At 33.9% G+C, this 2,670-nt stretch carries 4 protein-coding genes; all 4 read right to left on the bottom strand.

Going from position 1 to position 2,670, the window contains the following annotated elements; all coding sequences use genetic code 11:
• Positions 1-54: 54 nt before the first annotated feature.
• Positions 55-336: a hypothetical protein gene (locus V7149_RS23270; protein WP_335347959.1), complete on the bottom strand. Its 282-nt coding sequence runs from the start codon at positions 334-336 to the stop codon at positions 55-57.
• Between the two features lie 235 nt (positions 337-571).
• A complete protein-coding gene (locus V7149_RS23265; RefSeq protein ID WP_335347958.1) occupies positions 572-1,309 on the bottom strand; it encodes an HNH endonuclease in 738 nt (245 codons plus the stop codon).
• Positions 1,310-1,736: 427 nt separating this feature from the next.
• Entirely contained in the window at positions 1,737-2,405 is a 669-nt protein-coding gene (locus V7149_RS23260) for a DNA alkylation repair protein (RefSeq protein ID WP_335347957.1), read from the bottom strand.
• An 82-nt stretch (positions 2,406-2,487) separates the two neighbouring features.
• A partial coding sequence (locus V7149_RS23255) for a hypothetical protein (RefSeq protein WP_335347956.1) occupies positions 2,488-2,670 on the bottom strand: 183 nt, incomplete at its 5' end.

The following is a 2,670-nucleotide window of genomic DNA, read 5'->3' as shown; positions in this document are numbered from 1 at the left end:
CCATTTGCTTCACACCAACTTTTCTGTGCAAACGGTAAATCAGCGCTAATAGTATTAAGAAAACCAAATTCTTGATATTTGTAACGGGTTAATAACTGACCTTAATCTACCGTCAAGATGAAATAACTTTATAGAATCCAATTTTTTATAATCGTAGGATGCTTCCTCTAATTTCTCAATCAGTGTTATTGTTTCACTTTCGTTAAGTTCAAATGAAAGAGATTGACCAGACATTAAAATCTCTGCTTTAACATTTTCTTTAGATTCATACTTTTTATTAAAGATTTTATAGTCCCCCTTATGTACCTTTAAAAACCATGAAATAATAATTTTCACCTTTGTTCTCAATTTACTCTCTTCGTTTAAAAAAGCCTTTTTCCTTTACTTATAGTTTCGAAGTACCTAATTAATGGTTTCATTTATATTAAATTAAGTGGTCCTTAAATGAAAATAAGCGGCTGATCCTAATTACAAATAAGCGCCCGTTTGCTGAATAACCATTTATCATAAAAACAAATAAGCCATGTATGGCTTCACTAGCACTAACATAGCAATATAAGACATTGGTTTCCTAGTAAACTGAATCCCTCACAAACACATGATCCTTATGCCATTCCAAATACTGACGTTGTCCATTACTCACCTTTATTTGAATTCCATCATTAATATTCAAAAATAATTTTGTAACTTCATCTATTTGCTTTGAAATGATAATTCCCCCATTTTCATCGAAAGTTATAAACCCTTTATCAAATAAAGCGTCATGATTTGGGCAAAACAAAAAGCAATTAACCAAATCCAGTCTTTCCTCGTTACTGGACTGACTCCAAGGTTTAATATGACTAGCAATCAGGAATCTTTTATCTGTAAAACCACATAACCTACATTTACATTCTCTCTCAATCAAACCTTTTTTAAAATTTGAATGACCAATTCTCGCCTTAACCAACTGCTCTTTCTCTGTATTTGTCAGATCATTATTTTCAATCTTCTCTTGATCCACTAGGGCATATTCCCTTTTATTTTTACTTAATTCCCCAACGAAATGATCATTCCCTTGTTGATTTTTTTTCGTATAATCTAGTCCTATGATTTTATTCGTATCTTTCAAAACAACCATGAACCCAAGTTTAATTAGGCAATTGTTTGATTCATCTCCACCCCCAAATTCAACAAGTTCATAATCATTAGCAATCCAGTTTGCAAATCTAAGTACTTCCTTCGGAGGGTATCTCTTATCATTATGGTATAAGTCAAACTTAGTTGATTGTCTTCGAGGATTTATTCCTCTTTGATCTATTTCTTTCAACGCTTGAAGAACATGATTTGTTGTAATGTTATTGGGAATCCCCATTTTCATCCCTGCTTTCTACAGATTAAAATTTAACTCTAGGCTTTTTAAATGTTGCATGACTTTTTTAGCAATCTGGCCCTATAACGGAAATAGCGCTGTTCCTTATTACAGAAAAGCGCCCGATTGTTGAAGATCGATTCTCTATTGAATAGTATCGTTGTACTGCGCAGCTGGAAAGTTGTTCTTCTTAAAGATAAGCGCCCTACAGATCAAAAAGAGATAGTGGGTTAATCCTTTACATCTTCCTTGCATATTTCACTAACTAGCTGCCATAACGCGTTGTTTTCTTTATTTTTCGGTCAAAGCCTATTACAATTTTCATATTGAGGCTTTGAATTCCTTTATTTTTTGCATTAAACCCTAATAAATTTTTCAGAGGTAACTAATTATTATGTCGTTTGTTAACTTCAATCGTAATGAACTCCGGCAAATAGCTGGGAGTACATCCTTTTGCTACTATTTCATCTTTGTAAAGACCCGTTTTCTCACCAAGTTTAATACAACGTGCACGATTTTTTTCATCATAAACGCCTATCCAGCCTGCGGTGAAATTCATAGCCCATTGAACTTCCGGGTCTTCCTGCGTAATATTAACTTCTAATGCAGATAGCAAGTCTGCGGTGTTATCAGGCGGTGTTTGTCCAGTCCATCTCAATCGCCCTTGATAATACCAGAAAGCTCGCCTTTGAAGAGCAGAAGGACTATTTTCCCATGACTCCATCAATGCAATTTTCTTCTTGTCTTTGGTGAGCTGATTAGCCATTAACCAATCCATTAAGTTATTTCGCTCATCAAAAGTGTGAGTCTGCATATCCTTATCAAGCTTATTTAGCACATCTTGTGCAAGAAGTGTTTTGTCCATAATTAAGATTGCTAATAGTCTGGGCAAAAACTCTTCGGTTGACCAAAGTTCCATAGATAGTTCGTGATCTTTTTTAATGTCCTTCGCGATTTTTCGTAAGTCGCCTAGCTTAGTTTTACTATTGATCTGAGGTAGAATGTTTTCTGCTTTTGAAGAGCGTTTTATTTCTGTATCTTTTTTTTCATCCATTTTATACAACTCCTTTATTAAAGCACTGTTTCATAATATGTCCTTGACGGGATATATCAAGAACTTAATTTCGTTATAAGTCTTATTGCAGTGGTGTGCCTCCAAAGTTTACCTTTTTTAATATTGTAGCATATATCGTATTAAAGCTTTCTCCACCTATAATAGAAGAGCAACCATCTTTAATATAATTAAAACATTTACTTCCTTTTAATTGGATACGAAAAGAGCATTCCTTTTTAAAGAAACGCCCCCGTTCGTAATATAA

It is taken from the genome of Bacillus sp. JJ1503, assembly GCF_036965125.1.
Lineage (GTDB): Bacteria > Bacillota > Bacilli > Bacillales > Cytobacillaceae > Cytobacillus.
Note: the sequence above shows the minus strand (reverse complement) of the source record. Positions and strands in the feature narration are given on the sequence as shown.